The organism is Streptomyces sp. NPDC035033 (genome assembly GCF_040636735.1).
Classification (GTDB): domain Bacteria; phylum Actinomycetota; class Actinomycetes; order Streptomycetales; family Streptomycetaceae; genus Streptomyces.
Genome location: NZ_JBEZUZ010000017.1, coordinates 15849 through 36728, shown reverse-complemented (window position 1 = coordinate 36728; position 20880 = coordinate 15849). Strand labels below are relative to the sequence as shown.

The 20880-nt window shown below is 75.6% G+C and carries 19 protein-coding genes; 9 read left to right on the top strand and 10 right to left on the bottom strand.

From position 1 onward, the window contains the following. Positions 1–59: 59 nt before the first annotated feature. A complete protein-coding gene (locus AB0E83_RS10215; protein WP_362108581.1) occupies positions 60–4679 on the bottom strand; it encodes a DEAD/DEAH box helicase in 4620 nt (1539 codons plus the stop codon). A gap of 89 nt (positions 4680–4768) precedes the next feature. Between AB0E83_RS10215 and AB0E83_RS10210 the strand changes: the two genes are divergently transcribed. The 3 genes from AB0E83_RS10210 (at position 4769) to AB0E83_RS10200 (ending at position 6853) form a co-directional block, all read left to right on the top strand. Beyond that, positions 4769–5602: an AraC family transcriptional regulator gene (locus AB0E83_RS10210; protein WP_362108579.1), complete on the top strand. Its 834-nt coding sequence runs from the start codon at positions 4769–4771 to the stop codon at positions 5600–5602. A 160-nt stretch (positions 5603–5762) separates the two neighbouring features. Then, the gene (locus AB0E83_RS10205) at positions 5763–6539 is read left to right on the top strand and encodes an AzlC family ABC transporter permease (protein WP_362108701.1); all 777 of its coding nucleotides are present in this window, start codon (positions 5763–5765) and stop codon (positions 6537–6539) included. 5 nt (positions 6540–6544) lie between these two features. Continuing rightward, complete coding sequence (locus tag AB0E83_RS10200) at positions 6545–6853, top strand: AzlD domain-containing protein (protein WP_362108699.1); 309 nt, start codon at positions 6545–6547, stop codon at positions 6851–6853. A 30-nt stretch (positions 6854–6883) separates the two neighbouring features. Here the strand turns inward: AB0E83_RS10200 and AB0E83_RS10195 are convergent, their stop codons facing one another. Continuing rightward, complete coding sequence (locus AB0E83_RS10195; protein WP_362108578.1) at positions 6884–7834, bottom strand: hypothetical protein; 951 nt, start codon at positions 7832–7834, stop codon at positions 6884–6886. A gap of 79 nt (positions 7835–7913) precedes the next feature. Here AB0E83_RS10195 and AB0E83_RS10190 point away from each other — a divergent pair, with 79 nt between their 5' ends. Together AB0E83_RS10190 and AB0E83_RS10185 are read left to right on the top strand one after the other, a co-directional pair. Further along, entirely contained in the window at positions 7914–8108 is a 195-nt protein-coding gene (locus AB0E83_RS10190) for a DUF3046 domain-containing protein (RefSeq protein ID WP_362108577.1), read from the top strand. Between the two features lie 65 nt (positions 8109–8173). Continuing rightward, positions 8174–9493 carry an AI-2E family transporter gene (locus AB0E83_RS10185; protein WP_362108576.1) on the top strand — a complete coding sequence of 440 codons (1320 nt, stop codon included), beginning with the start codon at positions 8174–8176 and terminating at the stop codon, positions 9491–9493. A 9-nt stretch (positions 9494–9502) separates the two neighbouring features. Here the strand turns inward: AB0E83_RS10185 and AB0E83_RS10180 are convergent, their stop codons facing one another. The 4 genes from AB0E83_RS10180 to AB0E83_RS10165 form a co-directional block, all read right to left on the bottom strand. Further along, positions 9503–10282: a cytochrome d ubiquinol oxidase subunit II gene (locus AB0E83_RS10180; protein WP_362108574.1), complete on the bottom strand. Its 780-nt coding sequence runs from the start codon at positions 10280–10282 to the stop codon at positions 9503–9505. A 28-nt stretch (positions 10283–10310) separates the two neighbouring features. Further along, positions 10311–11597 (bottom strand): cytochrome ubiquinol oxidase subunit I, encoded by a 1287-nt coding sequence (locus AB0E83_RS10175; RefSeq protein ID WP_362108572.1) that lies wholly within the window; start codon positions 11595–11597, stop codon positions 10311–10313. Positions 11598–11772: 175 nt separating this feature from the next. Continuing rightward, positions 11773–12450, bottom strand: coding sequence for a response regulator transcription factor (locus AB0E83_RS10170; RefSeq protein ID WP_362108570.1), 678 nt, complete (start codon positions 12448–12450; stop codon positions 11773–11775). After that, the gene (locus tag AB0E83_RS10165; protein ID WP_362108568.1) at positions 12450–13652 is read right to left on the bottom strand and encodes a histidine kinase; all 1203 of its coding nucleotides are present in this window, start codon (positions 13650–13652) and stop codon (positions 12450–12452) included. The genes AB0E83_RS10170 and AB0E83_RS10165 overlap by 1 nt, the downstream gene beginning before the upstream one ends. Positions 13653–13754: 102 nt before the next feature. Between AB0E83_RS10165 and AB0E83_RS10160 the strand changes: the two genes are divergently transcribed. From AB0E83_RS10160 to recX, 4 genes are all read left to right on the top strand, one after another. Further along, complete coding sequence (locus AB0E83_RS10160) at positions 13755–14606, top strand: SGNH/GDSL hydrolase family protein (RefSeq protein ID WP_362108566.1); 852 nt, start codon at positions 13755–13757, stop codon at positions 14604–14606. Positions 14607–14859: 253 nt separating this feature from the next. Beyond that, a complete protein-coding gene (locus AB0E83_RS10155) occupies positions 14860–15450 on the top strand; it encodes a hypothetical protein (RefSeq protein WP_362108564.1) in 591 nt (196 codons plus the stop codon). Positions 15451–15727: 277 nt separating this feature from the next. Beyond that, positions 15728–16861 carry a recombinase RecA gene (gene recA / locus AB0E83_RS10150; protein WP_362108562.1) on the top strand — a complete coding sequence of 378 codons (1134 nt, stop codon included), beginning with the start codon at positions 15728–15730 and terminating at the stop codon, positions 16859–16861. Positions 16862–16865: 4 nt separating this feature from the next. Then, entirely contained in the window at positions 16866–17432 is a 567-nt protein-coding gene (gene recX, locus AB0E83_RS10145) for a recombination regulator RecX (protein WP_362108560.1), read from the top strand. A gap of 260 nt (positions 17433–17692) precedes the next feature. On the opposite strand, the gene AB0E83_RS10140 is transcribed toward recX, so the two are convergent. From AB0E83_RS10140 to AB0E83_RS10125, 4 genes are all read right to left on the bottom strand, one after another. Beyond that, the gene (locus AB0E83_RS10140; RefSeq protein ID WP_362108558.1) at positions 17693–18106 is read right to left on the bottom strand and encodes a rhodanese-like domain-containing protein; all 414 of its coding nucleotides are present in this window, start codon (positions 18104–18106) and stop codon (positions 17693–17695) included. Continuing rightward, positions 18103–18630, bottom strand: coding sequence for a cysteine dioxygenase (locus AB0E83_RS10135; RefSeq protein WP_362108697.1), 528 nt, complete (start codon positions 18628–18630; stop codon positions 18103–18105). Before AB0E83_RS10135 ends, AB0E83_RS10140 begins: the two co-directional genes overlap by 4 nt. A gap of 169 nt (positions 18631–18799) precedes the next feature. Further along, entirely contained in the window at positions 18800–18871 is a 72-nt protein-coding gene (locus AB0E83_RS10130; RefSeq protein ID WP_362108695.1) for a putative leader peptide, read from the bottom strand. A gap of 47 nt (positions 18872–18918) precedes the next feature. After that, positions 18919–20808 carry an FAD-dependent monooxygenase gene (locus AB0E83_RS10125; protein ID WP_362108556.1) on the bottom strand — a complete coding sequence of 630 codons (1890 nt, stop codon included), beginning with the start codon at positions 20806–20808 and terminating at the stop codon, positions 18919–18921. Positions 20809–20880 lie beyond the last annotated feature (72 nt).

The window sequence follows — 20880 nt, the reverse complement described above, 5'->3', positions numbered from 1 at the left end:
ACCGGTGCCCGTCCGGGCCAGGCCGCGCCGCGTCCGGGTCAGCAGGCCCCCCGTCCCGGTCAGCAGGCCCCGCGTCCGGGCGCCCCGCGTCCGGCCGGCCCGCGCCCGGGCAACAACCCCTTCACCTCCGGCGGCTCCACCGGCATGGCGCGCCCGCAGGCGCCCCGTCCCGGCGGCGGCGCTCCGCGTCCCGGCGGCCCCGGTGCCGTTCCGGGCGCCCCGCGTCCGCAGGGCGGTCCCGGCGGTGCTCCCCGTCCCCAGGGCGGCGCTCCGCGCCCGACCCCGGGCGGCATGCCCCGTCCGCAGGCCCCGCGTCCCGGTGGCGCGCCCGGCGGCAACCGTCCGAACCCGGGCATGATGCCGCAGCGTCCCGCCGCCGGCCCGCCGCCCCGCCCCCGCGGGCGCGGGCCCCCGCCCGCCCCCGCGCCCCGGCCCCGCGCGGCCCCCCCCGCCCGCAGCCGGTCGACGGCGCCGTCCATCGCGAACTGGGCCGCGCCCAGCCCCTCCACCACATAGCCGCGCCGGGCCTGGCCGCTGTCCTCGAAGGCGGACAGGATCCGGTACACCGCCGAGAAGCCGCCCTCGACGCCCTCGGCCGCCACCGCGCCACGGGTCACCACGCCGTGCCGGTCGAGGAGGGTACGGGCCAGCGCGTGCGCCCGGTGGGTCGGCTCCGGCTCGGCGGCCGGCAGCAGCGCCCAGCGGCCCGAGACCGTCGGCGGGCCCGAGCGGGAGGCCGGGCGGGTGGCGCCCAGGGCCCCGAACCGGCCGCGCGGCACCGTGCGGCGGGCCCGGTGGGCGGTCGAACCGGCCGTGCGGCCCGAGCCCAGCAGGGAGCGCAGCGGCGCCAGGGTGTCGTTGGTGAGCCGGCCCGACCAGGCCAGGTCCCACAGGGCGTCCGCGAGCTGCGGATCGGTGACGTCCGGATGGGTGGTGATCCGGACCTGGTCGGCGATCTGCCGGAAGAAGAGGCCGTACCCCCCGGCCAGGGCCGTCAGGACCGACTCGTGGAGCGCGGTGAGCTCCAGCGGGTGCGGCGGGGGCAGCAGCAGCGGGGCCGCGTCGGCGAGGTACAGCGAGACCCAGCCGTCCTTGCCGGGCAGCGAGCCCGCCCCGGCCCACACGACCTCGCCGGTGGTGGTCAGCTCGTCGAGCATCGCCGGCGAGTAGTCCCGGACCCGGGACGGCAGGACCAGCTTCTCCAGGGCCGACGCCGGCACGGGCGCGCCCTGGAGCTGCTCCACCGCGCGGGCCAGCCCGTCGATCCCGCGCAGGCCGTGGCCGCCCAGGTGCTGCCACTGCGGCAGGAAGCCGGCCAGGGCCGCCGGGGGCACCGGCTCCAGCTCGTGGCGCAGAGCCGCCAGGGAGCGGCGGCGCAGCCGGCGCAGCACGGCCGCGTCGCACCACTCCTGGCCGATGCCGGAGGGGTGGAACTCGCCCTGGACGACCCGGCCGGCCGCGGCGAGCCGCTGGAGGGCGCCGTCGGTGACGGCGGCGCCGAGGCCGAAGCGGGCGGCGGCCTGCGAGGAGGTGAAGGGGCCGTGGGTGCGGGCGTACCGCGCGAGGAGGTCGCCGAGCGGGTCCTTGACGGGCTCGGTGAACGCCTCGGGGACGCCGACCGGGAGCGCGGTGCCCAGCGCGTCCCGCAGCCGGCCCGCGTCCTCGATCGCCGCCCAGTGCTCGCTGCCCGCGATCCGCACCCGGATCGCTCGGCGGGCCCGCGCGAGCTCCTCCGGCCAGTCCGGCTCCGCCCCCCGCGCGGCCAGCTCCGCGCCGGTCAGCGGGCCGAGGACCCGCAACAGGTCGGCGACGCCCTCCACGTCCTTGATCCGCCGGTCCTCGGTGAGCCACTGGAGCTCCCGCTCCAGCTCGGCCAGGACCTCGGGGTCGAGCAGCTCGCGCAGCTCCGCCTGGCCCAGCAGCTCCGCGAGGAGCCGCGAGTCCAGGGAGAGGGCGGCCGCCCGCCGCTCGGCGAGCGGGGAGTCGCCCTCGTACAGGAACTGCGCCACGTAGCCGAAGAGCAGGGAGCGGGCGAAGGGGGACGGCTCGGGGGTGGTGACCTCGACGAGACGGACCCGGCGGGCCTCGATGTCGCCCATCAGCTCGGTGAGGCCGGGGACGTCGAAGACGTCCTGGAGGCACTCGCGGACGGCCTCCAGGACGATCGGGAAGGAGCCGAACTCGCTCGCCACCTGGAGCAGCTGGGAGGCCCGCTGGCGCTGCTGCCAGAGCGGGGTGCGCTTCCCCGGGTTCCGCTTCGGCAGCAGCAGGGCGCGGGCGGCGCACTCGCGGAACCGGGAGGCGAACAGCGCGGAGCCGCCCACCTGGTCGGTGACGACCTGCGCGACCTCGCCCTTGTCGAAGACCGCGTCCGCCGCGCCGACCGGCGCCCGGTCGGCGTCGTACACCGTGTCCTGGTGGCGGCCCGGGTCGACCGGCTCGTGGTCGAGCAGGTCCAGGCCCATGTCGAGGCCCATCAGGTCGGCGTCCGGCAGGCGCAGCACGATGCCGTCGTCGGCGTGCATCACCTGCGCGTCCATGCCGTACCGCTCGCTCAGCCGCGCCCCCAGCGCCAGCGCCCAGGGGGCGTGCACCTGCGCGCCGAAGGGGGAGTGGATCACGACCCGCCAGTCGCCCAGCTCGTCGCGGAACCGCTCCACCAGGATCGTGCGGTCGTCGGGCACGTGGCCGCAGGCCTCGCGCTGTTCCTTCAGGTACGCCAGGACGTTGCCCGCCGCCCAGGCGTCCAGGCCCGCCGAGACCAGCCGCAGCCGCGCGTCCTCCTCGCCGAGCGCGCCCAGCTCGCGCAGGAACGCGCCGACCGCGCGGCCCAGTTCGAGCGGGCGGCCCAGCTGGTCGCCCTTCCAGAACGGCAGCCGGCCCGGCACGCCCGGCGCGGGCGACACCAGCACCCGGTCGCGGGTGATGTCCTCGATCCGCCAGGAGGTCGTCCCGAGGGTGAACACGTCGCCGACCCGCGACTCGTACACCATCTCCTCGTCGAGCTCGCCGACCCGGCCCCCGCCCTTCTTCGGGTCCGCCCCGGCGAGGAAGACCCCGAACAGGCCCCGGTCCGGGATGGTGCCGCCGGAGGTGACCGCCAGCCGCTGCGCGCCCGGCCGGCCGGTGACGGTGCCCGCGACCCGGTCCCACACCACGCGCGGGCGCAGCTCCGCGAAGGCGTCCGAGGGGTACCGGCCCGCGAGCATGTCGAGGACGCCGGTGAAGGCCGACTCCGGGAGGGAGGCGAACGGGGCGGCGCGGCGGACCACCGCGAGCAGGTCGTCCACCTGCCAGGTGTCGAGCGCGACCATGGCGACCAGCTGCTGGGCCAGGACGTCCAGCGGGTTGGCGGGGATCCGCAGCGACTCGATGGACCCCGCCCGCATCCGCTCGGTGACCACCGCCGCCTGCACCAGGTCCCCCCGGTACTTCGGGAACACCACGCCCGTGGAGACCGCGCCGACCTGGTGCCCGGCGCGGCCCACGCGCTGGAGCCCGGAGGCCACCGAGGGCGGCGACTCGACCTGCACGACCAGGTCGACCGCGCCCATGTCGATGCCGAGCTCCAGGCTGGAGGTGGCGACCACGGCGGGCAGCCGGCCCGCCTTCAGGTCCTCCTCGACCTGCGCGCGCTGCTCCTTCGACACCGAGCCGTGGTGGGCGCGGGCGAGCAGCGGCGGGGCGCCCTTCGCGGCGCCCGACTGGGCCATGACCTCGGCGGGCGGGGCGCCTTCGGGGGCGGGTTCGCCGGTCGCCCGCTCGTAGGCGATCTCGTTCAGCCGGTTGCAGAGCCGCTCGGCGAGGCGGCGGGAGTTGGCGAAGACGATCGTGGAGCGGTGGGCCTGGACGAGGTCGGCGATCCGCTCCTCGACGTGCGGCCAGATCGACGGCTTGTCGCCGCCCTCCCGGCCCTCCGAGGCGGGGGAGCCGCCCAGCTCGCCGAGGTCCTCCACCGGCACGACGACGGAGAGGTCGAACTCCTTGCCCGAGGGCGGCTGCACGATCTCCACCTGGCGGCCGGGGGAGAGGAAGCGGGCGACCTCGTCGACCGGGCGGACCGTGGCCGACAGGCCGATCCGGCGCGCGGGGCGGGGCAGCAGCTCGTCGAGCCGCTCCAGGGTGAGCGCCAGATGGGCGCCGCGCTTGGTGCCGGCGACCGCGTGGACCTCGTCCAGGATGACGGTCTCCACCCCGGACAGCGCCTCCCGGGCGGCCGAGGTCAGCATGAGGAAGAGCGACTCGGGGGTGGTGATCAGGATGTCCGGCGGCCGGGTGGCGAGCGCGCGGCGCTCGGCCGCCGGGGTGTCGCCGGAGCGGATGCCGACCCGCACGTCCGGCTCCGGCAGCCCGAGGCGGACGGCCTCCTGACGGATGCCGGTCAGCGGCGAGCGGAGGTTCCGCTCCACGTCCACCGCGAGCGCCTTGAGGGGGGAGACGTACAGCACCCGGCAGCGCTTCCTCGGCTCGGCCGGGGCCGGGACGGACGCCAGCCGGTCCAGGGAGGCGAGGAAGGCGGCCAGGGTCTTGCCCGAGCCGGTCGGGGCCACGACGAGCACGTCCGAGCCCGCCCCGATGGCCCGCCAGGCGCCTTCCTGGGCCGCCGTGGGCGCGGTGAACGCCCCGGTGAACCATCCGCGGGTGGCCGGGGAGAAGTCTTCGAGCGCGGACCTGACCATGCCCCCCATCCTGCACCCGGCCACTGACAACCGCCCGGACCTGGGGACATCCGTTCGTCGCGAGGTCCGAGGAGGCGCAGAATGGAGCCATGGCGAGGGGCGAGCGGGCACGGTACTGGCAGTACGCCGAGCTGCCGGGGGTCGATCTGCTGCACGCCCGCTACATCGAGAAGGCGTTCTCCCGCCACACCCACGAGACCTTCGTCTACGCCGCGATCACCGAGGGCGTCGAGGCGTTCCACTACCGCGACGAGCTGGTCCGGGCGGGGCCGGGGCAGATCGCCCTGGTCAACCCCGACACCCCGCACACCGGGCACGCGGGCGTCCCCGAGGGCTGGACCTACCGCACGATCTACCCGGATCCGGAGCTCGTCCGGTCCATCGCCGCCGACGTCCTCGCCGTCCGCGGCCCGGTCGGCTTCACCCAGCCCGTCGTCGACGACCCGTACGCGGCCCAGCTCGTCATCGGCGTGCACCGGGCCGCGGAGGAGGGCAACGCGCTCGCCGCGGACAGCCTGCTCCGGCTGGTCACCGCGCGGATGCTGCGCAGCCACGGCGGGCTGCGTCCGCTCGCGCCCCGCAGCGCGGGCGCCCGGGACGCGGCACGCGCGCGTGCCGTCCTGGAGGAGCGGATGGCGCGGCCGCCCAGCCTGGAGCGGCTCGCCGCCGACCTCGGCACCAGTCCCTTCGCCCTGCTGCGGGCCTTCCGCGCCGCGTACGGCATGCCGCCGCACACCTGGCTCACCGACGCGCGCGTGCGGCGGGCCCGCCGGCTCCTGGACGCGGGGACGCCGCCGGCCGAGGCGGCGGTCGCCGTCGGCTTCACCGACCAGCCCCACCTGAACCGCCACTTCACCCGGAGCGTCGGCGTCCCGCCCGGGGCCTACCAGCGGGCCCGGGGCGTGGGGCGCGCGGGAACGTAGCCGCGGGGGTCGAGGGCGCGGGACCCGAGGGCGCGGGACCCGCGGGGTGCGGCGGCGCGGGGCGCAAGAACGTACAAGACCGGCCCGCCGGCCGCTCCGTACCGTCGGGGACGTGGCAGAACAGACAGCACACCCCGCCACGGGGGACACACACGATCACATACCCGCCGGGGCCGCCCGGACGGCCGGGAGCGGTACGCCCCGGCCCGGCGGGCCGGGCAAGCCCGACTCCGCCGTCGTCCGGGACGCGCTCGGCGTCGGCATCGCCGTCGGGCTCTCCGGCTTCGCCTTCGGCGTGACCTCGGCCGGCGCCGGGCTCACCCTCCTCCAGACCTGCGTGCTCAGCCTGCTCGTCTTCACGGGCGCCTCGCAGTTCGCCCTCGTCGGCGCGCTCGCCGGCGGCGGGAACCCGTTCACGGCCGCCGCTGGCGCCTTCTTCCTCGGCACCCGCAACGCCTTCTACGGGCTGCGGCTCTCCCAGCTCCTCGCCCTGCCGAGGGCCGCGAAGCCGTTCGCCGCGCAGTGGGTCATCGACGAGACCACCGCCGTCGCCCTCGCCCAGCCGGACCGCAGGTCCGCCCGCATCGGCTTCGCCGTCACCGGGCTCGCCCTCTACGTCCTGTGGAACCTCACCACCTTCCTCGGGGCGCTCGGCGCCGAGGCCATCGGCGACACCGCCGCCTGGGGGCTGGACGCCGCCGGGCCCGCCGTCTTCCTCGCGCTGCTCGCGCCGATGCTGCGGACCGCGACCGAGCGGGCCACCGCCGGGATCGCCGTCGTCCTCGGCCTGGGCCTGCTGCCCGTGCTCCCGGCGGGCGTCCCCGTCCTCGTCTCGGCGCTCGCCGCCCCGGCCGTCCTCTGGTTCCAGGGCCGGCGGGCGCGGAAGCGGCAGGACGGGCCGGAGAAGGACGCACCGGAGAAGGAGACCCCCCGATGAACGGCATGAACGTCTGGCTCGCGATCGGCCTCACCGCCGCCGGCTGCTACCTGGTCAAGCTGGTCGGCCTGCTCGTGCCCGCCCAGACCCTGGAGCGCCCGCTCGTCCAGCGGCTCGCCGCGCTCCTCCCCGTCGCCCTGCTCGCGGCGCTCACCGCCCAGCAGACCTTCGGGACGGGCACGGCGGTCGCCCTGGACGCCCGCGCCGCCGGCGTGGCGGCCGCCGCGCTCGCCCTCGTCCTGCGCGCGCCCTTCCTGGTCGTCGTGGGCGCCGCCGTCCTCGTGACGGCGGGCGTCCGGGCCCTCGGCGGCTGAGCCCGGATCCACACGCGCGCGGGCCCGGGATCAGCCGTCCAGGGGCCGCCCGTAGGCGCGCAGGGTGCGCAGGGCCTCGATCGTGACGATCGGGCGCCACTCCAGGGCCGAGCCCGGCGCCCAGGCCCGCCACCGGATCGGCCAGCCCCCGTCCTCGGCCTGCTCCGCCGCGAGGAAGTCCAGCGACCGGGAGAGCTCCTCGTCGGTGAACCAGCGGCGGGCGAGCGAGTCCGGCACGCGCGCGTAGTCGTGCGGATAGTGGTGCTCCCCGGGCGCGTACCCGTCGGCCGGCGGGAACTCCTCCGGGCGGTCCGGGTCCAGCACGGCGAGCCGCTGCTCGCGCACCATCCGCCCGAGGCGGTCGGCCGCCGCCTCCGCCCGCGGCCGGTCCGGGGCCGAGTCGAGGAAGGCGACCGCCGCCTGCACCTCGTACGGGTGGGACTTCTCCAGCGACTCCACCGCCGCCCAGCAGAACTCGGTGGCCCGGAACAGCCAGGCGTGCCAGACCTGGTTGCGGTGGAGCGTGCCGACCACCGGACCCGTCGAGAGCAGTTCGCCCGGCGGGTCGTCGACGACCGGCACGAACGGCGCCGACGGGTAGCCGCGCTGCGAGGGGTGGATCGCCGGCAGCGCCCCCTCGTGGGTGGACACGGCCGTCAGGTAGCGGCAGATCCGCTCCACCCGCAGCCCGCCGCAGCGCCCGATCGAGTCCAGGACCCGCAGCGCGTGCGCGGTGTGCAGCGGCTGGCTGACCGGCCCCCGCAGATCCGGTTCGAGTCCGTGGCCGTAACCGCCGTCCTCGTCGAGGTACGCGGTCAGGGCGGCCTCCACCTCGTCCGCGCCGCCGCGGAGGAAGTGGTAGGCGAAACGGCGCTGTTCGAGCACGCGGGCGGTCAGCCAGACGAACCGCTCGGCGCGGGCGAGCGGCGACCCGGGGGCCGCCGGGGGAGAGGGCGGGGAGGAGAGGGGTTTTTCGGCCATGTTCCGACCGTAGGGCGGAACCGCGCGGTGGCAAGCCCCGGCGGGCGGGCTGCACTCTTGGGGGCGGGATACTGGAGTCATGCGGTTGACGATTTTCTGGCAGCGGATGGCCGACCACTTCGGTGCCGCCTACGCCGACTCCTTCGCGCGTGACCACGTCCTGTCCGAACTGGGCGGCCGGACCGTCCACGAGGCGCTGGACTCCGGCTGGGAGGCGAAGGACGTGTGGCGGGTCGTCTGCGCCGCCATGGACGTCCCGGCCGAGAAGCGCTGAGCGGCCCCCGCCGCGATCCGCCGGGACCCGGGCGGTTCGCCCGCCGGGTGCGCGAGACTTGCGGGGTGGCCCCGACTGACGACACCGAGAAGAACGCCCCGAAGACGCCGGAGGCACCGGCGACGCCCTCCGCCGCCGGGAGCACGACGCCGGACGCGAGCGCGTCGCCCGGTGTCCCCGCCGCCGGATCCGGCGGGCGGCCGCCCGCGGAGCTCCCCGCGACCGCCACGCCGTCCGGTGCGCGCATGCCCCGCTGGCTGCCCCGCGCGATGGTCCTCGCCCTCGCCCTCTACGCCTGCTTCCTGCTCGGCGACTGGGCCTTCCACCAGCTCGTCGGCCTGCTCGTCAACGTCCTCCTCGCCTTCTTCCTCGCGCTCGCCATCGAACCGGCCGTCGGCCGCATGGCGGCGCGCGGGATGCGCCGCGGACTCGCCACCTTCCTCGTCTTCTTCGGCGTCCTGGCCACCGGCATCGGCTTCGTGGTGCTGCTCGGCTCGATGCTCGCCGGCCAGATCGTCGACATGGTCGAGAACTTCCCGAAGTACCTCGACTCGCTCATCAACTGGATCAACGAGACCTTCCACACCGACCTCTCCCGGGTCGAGGTCCAGGACAGCGTCCTCAAATCGGACTGGCTGCAGAAGTACGTGCAGAACAGCGCCACCGGCGTCCTCGACGTCTCCGCGACCGTCCTCGGCGGCCTCTTCCGGCTGCTGACGATCTTCCTCTTCGCCTTCTACTTCGCCGCCGACGGCCCCCGCTTCCGCCGCGCGCTCTGCTCCGTCCTGCCGCCCGCCCGGCAGGCCGAGGTGCTGCGCGCCTGGGAGATCGCGGTCGACAAGACCGGCGGCTACCTCTACTCGCGCGGTCTGATGGCCCTCATCTCCGGCGTCGCGCACTTCGTGCTCTTCGAGATCCTGGACGTCCCCTACGCCCCCGCCCTCGCCGTCTGGGTCGGCCTGGTCTCGCAGTTCATCCCCACCATCGGCACCTACCTGGCCGGCGCCCTGCCGATGCTGATCGCCTTCACCGTGAACCCCTGGTACGCGCTGTGGGTGCTCGGCTTCGTCGTGGTCTACCAGCAGTTCGAGAACTACGTCCTCCAGCCGAAGCTCACCTCCAAGACCGTCGACATCCACCCGGCGGTGGCCTTCGGTTCGGTGATCGCGGGCACCGCGCTGCTCGGCGCGGTCGGCGCGCTGATCGCCATCCCGGCCGTCGCCACCCTCCAGGCCTTCCTCGGGGCGTACGTGAAGCGGTACGACGTCACCGACGACCCCCGGGTGCACGGCCACCGCCGGTACGGCGAGGCGGTCGTCGCGCGGCTCCAGAAGGCCCTCCAGCACAAGAAGGAGAGCGCGGCGGGTTCCGGTGAGGACGCCTGAGGGGACGGCTCAGAGGTACGAGGGGCCGGTGACGCGGCCCCGGAAGGCGTACCAGACCCACCCCTGGACGGCGATGAGCAGCGGGGTGACGAGGGCCAGCGCCGGGACGAGCAGGGCCAGCGTCCCGGGCGCCGCCGCCCGCTCGGCCAGCGGCAGCGCCGACCCCGCCCAGAGCGGCAGCCCGCCCAGCAGGACGGCGGTGAGGGCGACCGGGTGCCAGGGCCGCCCCGCCCGCCCCACCAGCTTCCGGGCCCGCTGGTACGGGGCGCCGGTCAGCCGCAGCGAGGCGAAGCCGAGCCCGTGCGCCGCGAACAGGGCGGCGACGGCCAGGGCGGCCACGACGGCGACGGGCCCGCCGGCCGGCTCGTGCGGTCTGCCGGTGAGGAGGGCGACGAGCAGCGGGCCCCAGGCCAGCGCCACCACCCAGCTGCCGGCCGTCACGGCGGCGTCGCAGGCCGCCCGCCAGCGGCGGCCCGGCCCCCGGCCCCGCGACCACAGGGCCGCGTCCCGCACGATCCACCCGGCCAGGAGCGCGACGAGGACCGGCGCCTGACCGCTCAGCAACTCGCCCTCCAGCTCCGGGAAGCAGCCGACGAGGACGCCGGCCGCGGCGACCAGCCACACCTCGTTCCCCAGGAAGAACGGGGCGAAGGAGGCGAGGACGAGCCTGCGCTCGGCGTCGTCGCGGCCGAGCCAGGGCAGCAGCATGCCGCTGCCGACGTCCGTGCCGGCCAGGACGAACCAGCCGGTGACACAACAGGCGAGCAGGGCGACGGCCAGGGTTTCCACGGTTCTCCTCGGGCGGTGGGGGCCGGGGTCAGTAGCGGGGCAGGGGCGCGCCCGGGACCGGCGGGGACGCCGCGGGGGCGCGTTCGTCCCGGCCGAGGCCGGGGTCGGCCGGGCCGCGGCGGGCGTGCCGGGCCAGCAGCCAGGCGTTCAGGACGGCGAGCAGCAGGAAGAGCGTGGCGAACACGGTCAGCGAGAGCCGCATCGTGCCGGGGGACAGCTCCGAGACGGCGTCCTCGGTCCGCAGCAGGCCGTACACCACCCAGGGCTGACGGCCCGCCTCGCGGAAGACCCAGCCGCCGGTCATGGCGAGGTACGGCAGCGGCACGGAGGCCATGAGGACCAGGTGCCAGAGCCGGAACCGCAGGACGGCCTTCCGGAACGCGGCCAGGATCACCCCGCCGAAGCAGAGGTACATCATCAGCCCGAAGGAGATCAGCATCACCAGGCCGCCGCCCCGGGTCCAGCCCTCCGGCGGCATGTGGTCGCCGGGCCCGAAGCGCTCCGCCAACTCGGCCTGCACCCGGGCGATCTCGGCCGCCCGCCCCCGGAAGACGGCCGCCTTCATCGGCTGGAAGGAGGCGAGCGAGGCGAACTGGAGCCCGCCCGTGACCGCCGCCGCCATCAGCGCCGGCGCCGCCACGTACACCCCGGTCCGCAGGCTCCGCCGGAAGAAGTCCGCCTCCGCGGTGCGCCGGAAGAGGTGGTACGCGCTGACCCCGGCCATGAAGAAGCCCGCGGTGAGCAGCGCCCCCGCCAGGACGTGGGCGAGCGGCAGCAGCGCGGCCGGGTTGGTGAGGACCGCGGCCGGGTCGGTCAGGACGAGCTCGCCGTCCTCGGAGCCGTACCCCACCGGGTGGTTGAGGAAGCCGTTGGAGACGAGGATCCAGTACGCGGAGAGGTAGGCGGTCAGGACGACGATCCAGATCGCCGCCAGGTGCGCCCAGCGGCCGAGCCGGTGCCAGCCGAAGATCCACAGGCCGAGGAAGGTCGACTCGACGAAGAAGGCGACGAGCGTCTCCACGGCGAGGGACGCGCCGAGTATGTTGCCCGCCTCGTGGGTGAGGCCGCTCCAGGCCATGCCGAACTGGAACTCCATGACGAGGCCGGTGACGATGCCGACCGCGTAGTTGATCACGTACAGCTGGCCCCAGAAGCGGACCTGGCGGGCGTCCTCGGGGCGCCGGGTGAGGGTCGCCCGGGTCTGGAGGACGGCGACGATCGTCCCGAGGCCCAGCGTGAGGGCGACGAAGAGGAAGTGGCCCGCGGCGGTGAGGCCGAACTGCAGCCGCGCGAGATCGAGTACGTCCTGATGCACCCCGCCAGGATGCGCGGGCGACCCCCGGCCCCACATCTGACCTGGGATGACACTTCCGGGCCCGGTCCGTACATCCCCGGGTGAACGGCGGCGCCCGGACGTACCGCGGAAGTTGACCGGGACGGCCCCGGACCCCTAGGGGTCGCCCCGGAGGCGGCCCCCTCGGGGAGGCGCGTCAGGCCAGCCAGCCGGGGGTGATCATCCCCGACTCGTAGGCGAGGACGACCAGTTGGGCGCGGTCCCGGACCTCCAGCTTGGTCATGATCCGGCTGACGTGGGTCTTGGCGGTGGCGGGGGAGAGGACGAGCCGGCCCGCGATCTCGTCGTTCGAGAGACCGGCCCCGACCAGGCCCAGGACCTCCCGCTCGCGGTCGGTGAGCGCCTCCAGGCGTGGCGCCGGGTCGGGGCGGCGGCCGGACGGGTCGGCGCGCCCGGCGAACTCGGCGATGAGGCGCCGGGTGACCGCCGGGGCGATGAGGGCGTCGCCGCGCGCCACGACCCGTACCGCGTGCAGCAGCTCCATCGGCTCCGTGTCCTTGACGAGGAACCCGGACGCGCCGGCGCGCAGCGCCCCGTACACGTGCTCGTCCTCGTCGAAGGTGGTGAGGATGACGACCTTCACGCCGCCGAGCCGGGGGTCGGCGGTGATGCGCCGGGTGGCCTCCAGGCCGTCGAGGACGGGCATGCGGATGTCCATGAGGACGACGTCCGGACGGAGCTCGGCGGCGAGCGCGACGGCCTGTCCGCCGTCCCCGGCCTCACCGGCGACCTCGATGTCCTCCTCGTCGGAGAGGATCGACCGGAACCCGGCCCGGACGAGGGTCTGGTCGTCGGCGAGCACGACGCGGATCATCACTGCTTCCCTTCCTGCGGGGTGAGGGTGGTGGGGAGGCGGGCGTCGACGAGGAAGCCGCCGTCGGCCGGCCCGGCGGCGAGCGTGCCGCCGAGCGCCCGGGCCCGTTCGGCCATGCCCCGCAGACCGGTGCCGCCGCCGGGGGCGGCCGTGGTCCGCGCGCCGGGCGCGCCGCCGTCGTCCGCGATCCGGATCCGTACCGTGCCGCCCTCCGCCTCCCAGTCCAGGGTGACGGTGACGGTCCCGGCGGCCGAGTGGCGGGTCACGTTGGTGAGCGACTCCTGCACGATCCGGTACGCGGCGAGGTCCACCGGCGGCGGCAGCGGGACGGGCGTGCCGGTGACCCGGGTGCGCACGTCGAGGCCCGCGGCGCGGGCGCGGGCCGTCAGGTCGCCGAGGAGCGCCAGGCCGGAGGAGGGCGGGGCGGTCGGGGCGGCCTCGTCGGCGCCGCGCAGCACCCCGAGCGTGGCGCGGAGCTCCCGCAGGGCGTCCTTGCTGGTGGTGCGGACGGCGGTCAGGGCCTCGGTGGCGGTGGCGAGCGCGCTCTCGGGGTCGGGGCGCTTGGCGAGCCGGTGCAGGGCGGCGCCGGACTGCACGTTGATGAGGGAGACGGTGTGGCCGAGGACGTCGTGGAGTTCGCGGGCGATCCGCAGCCGTTCCTCGGTGGCGCTCTGCCGGGCCCGGGCCTCCTGTTCGCGCTCGGCGGCCAGAGCCCGCTGCTCCACCTCGTGCAGATAGGCGATCCGGGTGCGCTGGGCGCGGCCCACCGCGACCAGGCTGATCAGCCAGCCGGCGAGCATCACGAGCGCCGTCTCGTCGATCTGGCGGCGGCCCGGCGCCTGGCGGACCTCGCCGAGGCCGACGGCGAGCAGGGTGACCGAGGCGAGCGCGACGGCGGCGGCGAAGCGGCCCTCGGCGGCCGTGGTGTAGAGCGCCAGGGCGAAGGCGATCATGAGCGGCCCGTCCTGCGCGGAGAGCGGGTAGTAGGTCACGCACGCGAGGAGGGTGACGACGGCGACGGCGACGGGCCGGGTCCGCCGGAGGGCGAGCGCGCCGCAGCCGACGAGCACGAGGGCCCAGCCGAGCGCCGCGCGCGGGGCGGACTCGTGCGTCCCCCCTCCCGAGATCAGCGTCCAGACCGTCACCAGGAGGAGGACGAGACCGGCGATCAGGGCGTCGGCGGTCCGGGGCGGGAGGCGCATGGGTCGAAGGATAGGCGGGGCGGGGCCGCGGACCGGCCGTCCTGCGTATACTAAAAAAGTTGAATAGGTGGAGAAGGGGGCGGGGGAAGAGTGGCCGAGCGGATGAGCACGCACGGGTACCGGCGGTACGTGGCCCTCGGCGACAGTCAGACCGAGGGGGTCGGCGACGGGGACGACCTCACCGGGCTGCGCGGCTGGGCCGACCGGCTCGCCGAGCACCTGGACCGGACCGGCCCCGGCGTCCGGTACGCCAACCTCGCCGTCCGCGGCCGCCTGGCCGGTCAGGTGCGGGCGGAACAGCTCCCGGCCGCCCTCGCCCTCCGGCCCGACCTCGCCACCGTCGTCGCGGGCGTGAACGACCTGCTCCGGCCGGGCTTCGACGCCGACGAGACGGCCGGCCACCTGGAGGCCGCCTTCGCGGCCCTGACCGGCCGGGGCGCCCGGGTGGCGACCCTCACCTTCCCCGACGTCGGCCGCCTCACCCCGCTGGCCCGCCCGCTCGCGCCCCGCGTCCACGCCCTCAACGACCGGATCCGGGAGGCCGCCCGCCGGCACGGCGTGGCCGTCGCGGAGACCGCCCACCACGACGTGGTCACCGACCCCCGGCTGTGGAGCGCCGACCGGCTGCACGCCTCCCCGCTCGGACACGCGCGCATCGCGGCCGCCGTCGCCGACGCGCTCGCCCTGCCGGGCAGCGACGACGGCTGGACCCGGCCGCTGCCGCCCCGCCCGGTCCCCGGCGGCCTGCGCGCCGCCGCCGGCGAACTCGCCTGGGCCGGGTCCTTCCTCGGGCCCTGGATCGCGCGCCGCGTGCGGGGACGGTCCTCCGGCGACGGCCGGGTCGCCAAGCGCCCGGACCTTCTGCCCGTGGGGGCCGCGGGGGGAGCGGGGCCTGTGGGACGGGTGGAGTCCGTGGGGCGGGACGGCGCGGAGGGCCGGCCCGGGACGGCCTGACGGGGCGCGGCGAGTGGCCGGCGGCCGTCCGGAAAGCGCCCTGCGGGTGGCTGTTATGCGCCAGGCGCGGAGGGGTGGGGCTCCGGGCGGAGAAGGCCCGCGCGGCCCCTTTGGCCAGGCGTTCCGCCGGTCAACGCACCGGCTCCGGTTCAGTCGTCCGATGGTCGTTTCCCTTGATCCGCCGGAACCCGTCCGATGAGCCTCCTACCGTACGGACTGACCGCGCCGACGCGGTCCTACGAGGAGGAAGCCCGTGCCATCGCCCTGCGACCCCCGCTACGCCCCCGTCGGTGACGTGGACGGGGCGCTCATGGTGATCGACTCCCGGCTCAAGGCCGTCCACGACGGCAGGACCGGGACCGATCCCGAACAGCAGAAGCTGCTCGATCAGCTCACCGCGTCCTTGGACCTCCAGGGCGTCCACGACCTGCTGGACGGCGCCTGCACGCTCGTCTTCATGTTCATGAAGTGGCTGCGGAGGGTCCACGAGGAGCACGACCGGGACGTCATCGAGTACGTGGTGCCCAGCCTCGTGACCACGCTGCGCATGATGCCCCGGAGCGTCAGCCCCGAGGCGATCCCGACCATGGCCGGTCTGGTGGTCGCGGCGGGCACCGGTCTGAGCCCCAGCCTCTGGCGCCGGCAGTACGGGGACTGGACCAAGGAGGAGATGACCGCCCTGGAGGCCACCGCGCTCCTGCTGGCCGAGCACATCAACCGGATCACCGGGGACCTCGACTACGCCACCCGGATGGTCGGCGAGACGCTGAACCGCGCCGACCGGCGCTCGGGCCTCGATCCGGAGCTCGGGCTGGACCCGGGGTGGGACGAGGACGGGGAGTAGGGAGGAGGGGCGGTCGGGGCCGTTCGCCGGGGAGGGCGCCCGGCGGACGGCCCCTCGCCCCGGGCCGCCGGGGCGGCCGTCACGGTTGTCCACAGGGGCGCGTGGCGCGCTTGACACGAAAATCGAACATCTATTCTCATGAGGGTTCCGGCCCTTGGAATCGCGGGCATCTCGGCGAGTTGTCCACAGGTCGGAGAGACGTGAGGGCCCGTTGTCAGTGGCAGGGGTTAGCGTCTTTCACATGAAGCGATCGACTCAAGCACCCCGGGTGGAACCCATGGCAGGAACCGACCGCGAGAAGGCGCTCGACGCCGCGCTCGCACAGATTGAACGCCAATTCGGCAAGGGCGCCGTGATGCGCATGGGCGACCGGACCCAGGAGCCGATCGAGGTGATCTCCACCGGCTCGACCGCCCTCGACATCGCCCTCGGCGTCGGCGGCCTGCCGCGTGGCCGTGTCGTGGAGATCTACGGCCCGGAGTCCTCCGGTAAGACGACCCTGACCCTGCACGCCGTGGCCAACGCGCAGAAGGCCGGCGGACAGGTCGCCTTCGTCGACGCCGAGCACGCCCTCGACCCCGAGTACGCCCGCAAGCTGGGCGTCGACATCGACAACCTCATCCTGTCCCAGCCGGACAACGGCGAGCAGGCCCTCGAGATCGTCGACATGCTGGTCCGTTCCGGCGCCCTCGACCTCATCGTCATCGACTCCGTCGCCGCGCTCGTGCCGCGCGCGGAGATCGAGGGCGAGATGGGCGACTCCCACGTCGGCCTCCAGGCCCGACTGATGAGCCAGGCCCTCCGGAAGATCACCAGCGCCCTCAACCAGTCCAAGACCACCGCGATCTTCATCAACCAGCTCCGCGAGAAGATCGGCGTGATGTTCGGCTCGCCGGAGACCACGACCGGTGGCCGCGCGCTCAAGTTCTACGCCTCGGTGCGCATCGACATCCGCCGCATCGAGACCCTCAAGGACGGCACGGAGGCGGTCGGCAACCGCACCCGCTGCAAGGTCGTGAAGAACAAGGTCGCGCCGCCGTTCAAGCAGGCCGAGTTCGACATCCTCTACGGCCAGGGCATCAGCCGCGAGGGCGGCCTGATCGACATGGGCGTGGAGCACGGCTTCGTCCGCAAGGCCGGCGCCTGGTACACGTACGAGGGCGACCAGCTCGGCCAGGGCAAGGAGAACGCCCGCAACTTCCTGAAGGACAACCCCGACCTCGCCAACGAGATCGAGAAGAAGATCAAGGAGAAGCTGGGCGTCGGCGTCCGTCCCGACGCCGCGAAGGCGGACGCGGGCGCCGAGACCGCGGACGCGGCGGACGCGGCCGGCGCGGACGACGCCAAGGCCGTCCCGGCCACGGCGGCCAAGACCGCCAAGGCGACCAAGGCCACCGCGGCCAAGAGCTGAACCGGTGACCGGTCGCACCGAATGGCCGGGTGACAGCCCCGACTCGTCGAGGGCCGAGAAGGAGCTGTCACCCCAGGATCCGGCCGAGCGGGCGCGGGCGATCTGCCTGCGCCTGCTCACCGGAACCCCCCGCACGCGCAAGCAGCTGGCCGATGCCCTGCGCAAGCGGGAGATCCCCGACGACATCGCCGAGGAGGTCCTCGCCCGCTTCGAGGACGTCGGCCTCATCGACGACGCCGCCTTCGCGGACGCCTGGGTGGAGTCCCGGCACCACGGGCGGGGCCTCGCCCGCCGGGCCCTCGCCCGCGAGCTGCGGACCAAGGGCATCGACCCCGGCCTCGTGCAGGAGGCCGTCGGCCAGCTGGACTCCGAGCAGGAGGAGGCCACCGCGCGCGAGCTGGTGGCGCGCAAGCTCCGCGCCACCCGCGGTCTCGACCGCGACCGCCGGCTCAGACGCCTCGCCGGCATGCTCGCCCGCAAGGGATACCCGGAGGGCATGGCCCTGCGGGTGGTCCGCCGGGCCCTGGAGGAAGAGGGCGAGTCCACCGACGGCCTGGAGGAGGGCTACTAGCCTTCCGCCCGGAGCCCGGAGCCCGGAGCCCGGAGCCCGGAGCCCGGAGCCCGGAGCCCGGAGCCCGGAGCCCGGAGCCCGGAGCCCGGAGCCCGGAGCCCGGGCCGGGACCAGAGCCGGGCCGTGATCGACACCGGGAGGCCGGGAGACCCGGTGACTGGGAACCAAGCGACCTGGGGTCAAGCGACCTGGGGTCGAGTGACCGGGGACCGGGGCTGGGCGGGGGGCCGCCCCGGTCCGGGGGGAAGCGGGCCTTCCGGTCAGAAGGCGGGCCCGGTGGCCGGGAGGAGGACCGGGAGACCGGCCGCCTTCCATGCCTGGAAACCGCCGATCAGGTCCGTCGCGCGGTGCAGGCCCAGGCGGCGCAGGGACTCCGCCGCCAGCGAGGAGGCGTAGCCCTCGTCGCAGAACACCACCACCCGCAGGTCGTGGCCGGTCGCCTGCGGGGAGCGGTGACTGCCCAGCGGGTCGAGCCGCCACTCCAGCTCGTTCCGCTCCACGACCAGCGCGCCCGGGACCAGACCGTCCCGTTCCCGCAGGGCCGCGTAGCGGGTGTCGACCAGGAGCGCCGTACCCGCCGCGTACTCCTCGTACGCGGTGCGGGCGTCGACCCGGTCGAGGCCCGACCGCACCCGCTCCAGGAGTGCGTCGATGCCGACGCGCTCCCCGCTCACCGCCAGTCCTCCGGGCCCTCGACCTGCTCCAGGCGGAGCACCGCGCCCGTCCGGCTGAAGCGCCGGATCAGCGGGAGCGGCGGGTAGTAGGCGTGCACCGAGACCGCGTGGGTGTCGGGGGAGGGGTTCAGCACCTCGTGGAGGTGGTCGCGGCCGAAGGCGCGGCCGTCACCCGCGTCGAGCCGGCGGGAACGGTCCAGCCCCTCGGCCAGCTCCAGCGTCCGCCAGCCGCCCGCCGGGAGGCGGACGGCGAGCGCGTGCTCGGTGAGGCTGCCGCGGGCGGTGGCGAAGGCGCCGAAGGATTCGGCGTGGTCGTGCCAGCCGGTGCCGGAGCCCGGCGGCCAGCCGATGAGCCAGGCCTCGCTGCCGCCGGGACCGTCCAGCCGTACCCAGGTACGGCCCTCCGGATCGAGCGGCAGGGAGTCGACGAGGGCCCGGTCGGCGGCGGTGCGGCGGGCGAAGTCGAGCAGTTCGGCCGCCGTCGGGGGACCGGAGGCCGTCCGGGCGGCGGGGGAAGGGGGCAGGGAAGAGGGGGTGACAGAAGACGCGGGCACGGGTGACCGTCCTGGAATCGCTGGGGCGCGCCGCACGGAAGCCACCGAGGGACCGCCGGGCTCGCCGCGCCGGACGGTCGTCCGGGCACGGCGGGGCGGAACGGGGTGGGGCGGGGCGCGCGGGGAAAGGGAGGCGCGTTCAGGAGGACGGGCGACACACGCAGCCCGCATAGCGGATCAGGTCCACGTGGACCCTCCGCCACAGGCGCACATCGGTGTCGGTCACGCTCCGGAGTACACCACGCGTGCCCCCGCGAATCAATGGACGTCCGCGGTCCGGTCGTGTCCCACGGAGACCTCGGCCGGTGCCGGGACCTCCACGGGGACGGCGGCTCCGGACCGGTCCGGCTCTCCTGCCCGGTCCGTTGCCCGGTCCGTCTCCCCGCGCCGGCCCGGCGTCCCGGACCGCTCCGCCCCCTCACGCGGCTCCGTCCCCCCGCGCCGGCCCGCCTTCTCGGGCCGCTCCGCCTTCTCGGGCCGGGCCTTCTCCCCGCGCCGTTCCGTCTCCTCGTGGGGCGCGGCGGAGGACTGGTCCGGGGTTCCCGGGGCGTTGCCGCGGGCGGCTTCCGCCGCCGCGTGGAGCTCCTCGGGCCGTACGCCGGCGAAGGCGGCGACCAGGTGGCCGTCGGGGCGGACCAGCAGGACGGCGTGGGCGGGGGCGCCCGGGTAGGCGTCGGTCACCAGGACCTCCGACGCCACCGGCAGGCCCTCGGCGGCCTCCTCCAGACGGGGCATCAGTCCGGCGGTCCGCCAGTGGCGGCGCTCCCACACCCCGGTGCCGGGGGCGACGAGCAGGACCAGGAACCGGGCCTGCCCCAGCCGGTCCCGGAGCCGTACGGTCGTGTCGTCGGGGGCCGTCACCCGGACGTCCTCGACGGGGGCGCCGAGCGGCGTGCCCACCGGGATCATGCCCTCGGTGAAGGGCGCGGCGAGCGGCGAGTGCGGATAGGCGGGGGAGGCGCCCAGCGGGCCGCGGCCCAGGTGCCCGTCGGTCAGCAGGGCGTCGTGACCGCGCATCACGCCCGGCAGGTAGGTGCGCAGCCCGCCGCCGCCGCGCAGGACGGGCAGCGCCTGGTCGGCCGAGCGGAGCCGTGCGGCGATCGCCGTGCGCCGCTCGCTCTGGTAGCTGTCCAGCAGGGCGTCCGGCGCCGCCCGGTGCCAGGTGAGGGCGAGCTTCCAGGCGAGGTTGTCGACGTCCCGCAGGCCCTCGTCGAGGCCCTGGGTGCCGATCGCGCCGAGCAGGTGGGCCGCGTCCCCGGCGAGCAGCACCCGGTCGACGCGCCAGCGGCGGGCGAGCCGGTGGTGCAGGGTGTGCACGCCGGTGTCGAGGAGCTCGTACGGGGGCGTGGTGCCCTCGCACCAGCCGGCCAGGGTCTCGCGGATCCGGGCCACCAGCGCGTCCGGGGTGACGAGCTCGCCGCGCGGCGGCAGCAGCCAGTCGATCCGCCACACCCCGTCGGGCAGCGGGCGGGCGGTGATCTCCTCGCCGACCCCCCGCCACGGGGGCTGACGGTGCAGCACGGACTCGCCGGGCCAGGGGAGTTCGGTGCGCAGGGCGGCGACCGCGTGCCGTTCGACCGCGGTGCGGCCGGGGAAGCGGACGCCGAGCAGCTTGCGGACGGTCGAGCGGGCGCCGTCGCAGCCGACGAGGTGGCTGCCGCGCCACCAGGTGCCCTCGGGGCCGCGGGTGTGGGCGACGACCCCGGAGCGGTCCTGCTCGACGCTGTCCAGGCGGGAGTCGGTGACGAGCCGGACGAGCGGTTCGCGGGCGACGGCGTCGCGCAGGCCGCGCGCGAGGGCGTGCTGGGGGATGTGCAGGGGAGCCGCCGGAGCGGCCGGGGACGCCGGGTCCTCGGACCACTCCTCGGTGCCGCCGAGCCCCAGGTCGAAGGCGACCTCGCGGGTCTGCCGGCGGCTTCGCATCCCGCGCCAGCCGACCCAGCGCACCCCCTCGTCGCGGACGGTGGCACAGCCCAGCCGCTCGACCAGGGCGGCCGTGTCGGCGCGCAGCACGACGGTCCGCGCGGGGCGCGGCTCCTCCTTGCCGGAGGTCTCGTCGAGGACGACGCTGGGCACGCCCTGCGCGGCGAGCGCGAGGGAGAGCGCGAGGCCGACCGGCCCCGCGCCCACGATGATCACCGGGTCCACGGCGCGGCTCCAAAAGGCCGGAAAGTCATGGGGGCAGCACAGCAGAGTGTGGCACGAGCCCGGTGCTTGATC